Origin of the sequence: Streptomyces sp. SID4985 (assembly GCF_009863025.1) — a bacterium.
Taxonomy (GTDB): domain Bacteria; phylum Actinomycetota; class Actinomycetes; order Streptomycetales; family Streptomycetaceae; genus Streptomyces.
Window position 1 is genome coordinate 1 of sequence record NZ_WWIR01000555.1, and the last position, 5,266, is coordinate 5,266.

The following is a 5,266-nucleotide window of genomic DNA, read 5'->3' on the forward strand; positions in this document are numbered from 1 at the left end:
CAGACGGAGCCGGTCCGGCAGGCGGCCCTGCGGGCGGTCCTCGACGCGCCGCCCTCCGAGCGCAGCGGGGACTCCAGCGGTGAACCGGCGCCGGGGCGCGGCAGGCTGGCGTACCGGGACGGACGCGCGACCGGCTTCCAGGGCGGCCGCGTGACGGGCCGTATCCCGCGCACCGCGACCCAGCGGCCGACCGTGCTGCCGCTGGAGTGGCAGCGGATGGGCGACCCGCCCGCCCGCCGCCCGGTGCGCGAGCTGGGCAACGGCCCCACCGACCTGGCCCTCCTCGCGAGCGCGGTGGAGCGGGCGGCCCGGCAGGTGTCGGCCGAACAGGTGCCCTCGCTGCTGTAGTCCGCCCCGGCGCGCATACCCCCACCGTCACGAGCCGGTCACGATGCGCGGCCGTACGGCGCAGGCGCTCTTGCCGCTGCCGTACGGCCCGGCGTACACCGGAGCCGACGGGACCGTGCGCACGTGTGCACCGCGCGCGACGACGGTCCGGCGTTCAACGGAGAACGACGAACGGGGAAGTGATGCGCCGCACGAGCGACACCAGCCGGACGAACCGGACCGCGAACCGGGCCGCCACCACGCTCGCCGCACTGCTCGCGGGGGCCCTGGCGCTCACCGCCTGCTCCGGCGGCGGTGACAAGGACAAGGGGGAGAAGAGCGGCGGGCCCACCGGCTCCACCGTGACCCTGCCGAAGCTGGACGGCGCGCACCTGGAGGTCGCCGCCGTCTGGACCGGCACCGAGCAGAAGAACTTCAAGAAGGTCCTCGCGGAGTTCGAGAAGCGCACGGGCGCGAAGGTGACGTTCGTGCCCGCGCAGGACCCGATCATCAACTTCCTCGGCTCGAAGATCGCGGGCGGCCAGCCCCCGGACGTGGCGCTGCTGCCGCAGCCGGGCGCGATCAAGCAGGCCGTGGACAAGAAGTGGGCCAAGCCGCTGGGCCCCGAGGCCCTCAAGGAGCTGTCGAAGAACTACTCCCAGGGCTGGCAGGACATCGGCAAGGTCGACGGCAAGAGCTACGGCGTCTACTACAAGGCCGCCAACAAGTCGCTGATCTGGTACAACGCGGGGGTCTTCGACAACGCGGGCGCCAAGGTCCCCAAGACCTGGCCGGAGCTGCTGACCACCGCGCAGGCGGTCTACGACTCCGGGGTGACGCCGTTCTCGGTCGGCGGCGCCGACGGCTGGACGCTGACGGACTGGTTCGAGAACGTCTATCTCTCCCAGGCGGGCCCGGAGAAGTACGACCAGCTGGCCAAGCACCAGATCAAGTGGACCGACCCGTCGGTGGCGAAGGCGCTCACCACGCTCGCCGAGGTCTGGGGCAAGAAGGACTACGTGGCGGGCGGCGCGGACGGTGCGCTCCAGACGGAGTTCCCGGCCTCGGTGACCCAGACCTTCAGCGGGGGCGACCAGCCGAAGGCCGCGATGGTCTACGAGGGCGACTTCGCGCAGGTCAACATCGGTGAGACCAAGGCGAAGGTGGGCACGGACGCCAAGGTGTTCCCGTTCCCGGCGGTGGGCTCGACCGCGCCGGTGGTCTCCGGTGGCGACGCGGCTGTGATCCTGAAGGACTCCAAGGCGGCGCAGGCTCTGGTCACCTTCCTGGCCTCGCCGGACGCGGCGACCATCCAGGCCAAGCTGGGCGGCTATCTCTCCCCGAACAAGAACGTGCCGGACTCGGCCTACCCGAACGAGGTCCAGCGCACGATCGCCAAGGCGCTGATCGCGTCCGGCGACGACTTCCGGTTCGACATGTCCGACCAGGCCCCGCAGGCGTTCGGCGGCACCCCGGGCAAGGGCGAGTGGAAGGACCTCCAGGACTTCCTGAAGAACCCGAAGGACGTGGCGGGCACCCAGCGGCAACTGGAGAAGGACGCGGCGGCCGCGTACGGGAACGGGAGCTGACCGGTGACGACACCGGAAGCGGCGGCCGGTGCCCCGCCGGGCCCGGCCGTGTCGAAGAAGAACATGCGCGGCGGTCCGCGCAAGGGCCGCAGGAGCGTCACCGGCACCCGCAGGACCGTCGCCGCCCTCTTCCTGCTCCCCGCCCTGGTGCTGCTCGGCGCGCTCGTGGTCTACCCCATCGGGTACTCGCTGGTCCGCAGCTTCTACGACGCCTCCGGCGACCACGCGGCCGGGTTCGACAACTACAAGGCGATCTTCACGGACGACGGCATCCGCACCGCCCTGAAGAACAACATCATCTGGGTGGTGTTCGCGCCCACCGTCTCCACCGCGCTCGGTCTTGTCTTCGCGGTGCTGACCGAGAAGGTGCGCTGGGGAACGGCGTTCAAGCTGGTCGTCTTCATGCCGATGGCGATCTCGATGCTGGCCGCCGGGATCATCTTCCGGCTGGTGTACGACCAGGACCCGGACAAGGGGGTCGCCAACGCGGTCTGGGTGGGCGTGCACGACACCTTCGCGCAGTCCTCGGCGTTCCCGAAGGCGCACCCGGGCCGGGAATCCCCGCTGGTCGCGCAGGGCGGCGGCTTCGTCACGAAGGACCCGGTGCGCGCGGGCACCCCGGTCGCGCTGCCGCTCCTCGGGGTCGCCCCGGACCAGTTGCCGGACGGTGCCGAGCCGGCCGTCGCCGCGCGTCCCGAGCCCGGCCGGGTGACCGGCACGACCTGGCAGGACTTCACCCGGGGCAAGGGCGTCGGCAGACTCGGCGCGCCGGACCCCTCGGAGGTGGGGTACGCCGGGATGCGGATCGAGGCGGTGAAGGACGGCCGGGTGGTGGCGTCCACGAAGGCCGCCGCCGACGGCACCTTCAGCCTCCCGGCAGCCGCCGACGGGGCTCGACTCCGTCTCCCGCCGGCCAACTTCAAGGAGGCGTACAACGGCGTCGACTGGCTGGGCCCGGCCCTGGTCACCCCGGCGATCATCGGCTCCTACGTGTGGATGTGGGCGGGCTTCGCGATGGTGCTGATCGCGGCCGGGCTCGCCGGTGTCCCACGCGAACTCCTGGAGGCGGCCCGGGTGGACGGGGCGAGCGAGTGGCAGGTGTTCCGCAAGGTCACCGTGCCGCTGCTCGCACCGGTCCTCGCGGTGGTCACCGTCACGCTGATGATCAACGTGCTCAAGGTGTTCGACCTCGTCTACATCATCGCGCCGGGCTCGTCCCAGGACGACGCCAACGTGCTGGCCCTGGAGCTGTACCGCAAGGGCTTCGCGGAGGGGCAGCCGGGCGTCGCGAGCGCCATCGCGGTCTTCCTGCTGCTCCTGGTGATCCCGGTGATGCTGTTCAACGTCCGGCGGCTGCGGCGGGAGGAGCGGCGATGACGACGAGCGCGGAAAGCATCGGCAAGGAGTCCGCCCGGCCGGTCCCGGCGCCACGGACCTCTCTCGGAGCCCGGCTCACCGCACGCCTCGGCGGCTCTCTGGTACGGGCGTTCCTGCTGGTCGTGGGCCTGTTCTGGCTGGTGCCGACCATCGGTCTGCTCATCTCCTCGCTGCGCTCGCCGGAGGACATGAGCGCGAGCGGCTGGTGGCAGGTGTTCGCGAAGCCGTCCCAGCTGACCGTGGACAGCTACCGCAGGCTGCTGGAGAACGGCGACATCACGCACTCGCTGGTCAACACCGTGCTCATCACCGTCCCGGCGACCGTCCTGGTGGTGCTGATCGGCTCGCTTGCCGGGTACGCGTTCGCGTGGATGGAGTTCCCGGGGCGGGACTGGTGGTTCCTCGCCGTGGTGAGCCTGCTGGTGGTGCCGGTGCAGGTGGCGCTGATCCCGATCGCCGAACTCTTCGGAAAAGTAGGCCTGTTCGGGTCGATCCTCGGGGTGATCCTGTTCCACGTCGGCTTCGGGCTGCCGTTCGCGGTGTTCCTGCTGCGGAACTTCTTCGCGGAGATCCCGCGCGAACTCCTGGAGGCGGCGCGGCTCGACGGCGCGGGTGAACTCCGGCTGTTCGCCCGGGTGGTGCTGCCGCTCGGCGGTCCCGCGATCGCGAGCCTCGGCATCTTCCAGTTCCTGTGGGTGTGGAACGACATGCTGGTGGCGCTGGTGTTCACGAAGTCCGGCTCGCAGCCGATCACGGTCGCCCTGCAGACCCAGGTACGGCAGTTCGGCAACAACATCGACGTGCTCGCGCCCGGCGCGTTCCTGTCGATGGTGATCCCGCTGGCCGTGTTCTTCGCGTTCCAGCGGCAGTTCGTGTCCGGCGTGATGGCGGGCGCGGTCAAGTAGCCGCCAACAGAACGTTCTTACGGAGCGGGGGCGGTCCCGGGCGGGCCGCCCCCGCGCATGTCCCCCGTATGCCGTAGGGACCCGTAACCAAGTCACCCGGACGGCCGTTGCCGGGCAGAAGGCCCGCGCCGAGCGACCCATGGATGTCCCTTGCCCAGGTTCAGCGTCATCGTCCCCGCGTACGAGGTCCAGGCGTATCTCTCCGAGTGCCTGGACTCGGTGCTCTCGCAGTCGTACGACGATCTCGAACTGATCGCCGTGGACGACGGATCGCCGGACGCGTGCGGCACGATCATCGACGAGTACGCGGGCCGCGACGCCCGGGTCCGCCCCCTGCACCTCACCGCGAACCAGGGCCTCGGGCCGGCCCGCAACGCGGGGATGGCCGGGGCGACCGGCGACTACCTGCTCTTCCTGGACGGCGACGACACCCTCACCCCGCACACGCTGCGCGCGGTCGCGGACCGGATCCGGGAGACCGGCGACCCGGACGTGCTGGTCTTCGACTACGCGCGCACCTACGGCGACGGCAGCGAGGTCCGCAACCGGGAGGCCGCCCGGCTGGCCGAGCGCGGCCCGGCCCCCTTCCGCCTGCTGGACCGCCCCGGCCTGCTGCGGGTGCTGATGGTGGCCTGGAACAAGGCCTACCGGCGGGAGTTCGTGGAGCACGGCGAGCTGGTCTTCCCGCCGGGCTACTACGAGGACACCCCCTGGACCTTCCCGGTGCTGATGACGGCGGACACCATCGCCACCCTGGACCGGGTGTGCGTGCACTACCGCCAGCGCCACACCGGCTCCATCCTGCGCACCACCAGCGACCGGCACTTCGACGTCCTCGACCAGTACGAGCGGGTCTTCGCCTACGTCGACGCGCGTCCCGAACTGGACTGCTGGCGCCCCGAGTTGTTCCACAAGATGGTCGAGCACTACGCGACCGTCTTCAGCCGTCCCGACCGGCTGCCGCGCCGCAGCCGCCCCCGCTTCCTGCGCCGGGCCCGCGCCCACTACCGCCGCTACCGGGTGCCGTCCCCGCGGCCCTCCCGGCGTGCCCGGGTCCGGCACGCGCTG

Annotated in this window: 4 protein-coding genes and 1 pseudogene; all 5 read left to right on the forward strand. The window is 71.2% G+C overall.

The annotated features are described in order from the left end of the window. Positions 1-348 (forward strand): annotated as a pseudogene (locus tag GTW40_RS23920) (cell division protein FtsK); the annotation flags it as partial. Positions 349-530: 182 nt separating this feature from the next. After that, positions 531-1,916, forward strand: coding sequence for an extracellular solute-binding protein (locus tag GTW40_RS23925; RefSeq protein WP_161182241.1), 1,386 nt, complete (start codon positions 531-533; stop codon positions 1,914-1,916). A 63-nt stretch (positions 1,917-1,979) separates the two neighbouring features. After that, positions 1,980-3,293: a sugar ABC transporter permease gene (locus GTW40_RS23930; RefSeq protein ID WP_161182244.1), complete on the forward strand. Its 1,314-nt coding sequence runs from the start codon at positions 1,980-1,982 to the stop codon at positions 3,291-3,293. Next, positions 3,290-4,198, forward strand: coding sequence for a carbohydrate ABC transporter permease (locus GTW40_RS23935; protein WP_161182242.1), 909 nt, complete (start codon positions 3,290-3,292; stop codon positions 4,196-4,198). Before GTW40_RS23930 ends, GTW40_RS23935 begins: the two co-directional genes overlap by 4 nt. A 150-nt stretch (positions 4,199-4,348) precedes the next feature. Further along, positions 4,349-5,266 (forward strand): glycosyltransferase family 2 protein (locus GTW40_RS23940; RefSeq protein ID WP_161182243.1); only part of this gene is annotated, 918 nt, incomplete at its 3' end.

Excerpts from the sequence above, each read along its gene's own strand:
- GTW40_RS23930 (WP_161182244.1), top strand. The coding sequence starts at position 1,980 with ATGCGCGGCGGTCCGCGCAAGGGCCGCAGGAGCGTCACCGGCACCCGC.
- GTW40_RS23925 (WP_161182241.1), top strand. The coding sequence starts at position 531 with ATGCGCCGCACGAGCGACACCAGCCGGACGAACCGGACCGCGAACCGG.
- GTW40_RS23935 (WP_161182242.1), top strand. The coding sequence starts at position 3,290 with ATGACGACGAGCGCGGAAAGCATCGGCAAGGAGTCCGCCCGGCCGGTC.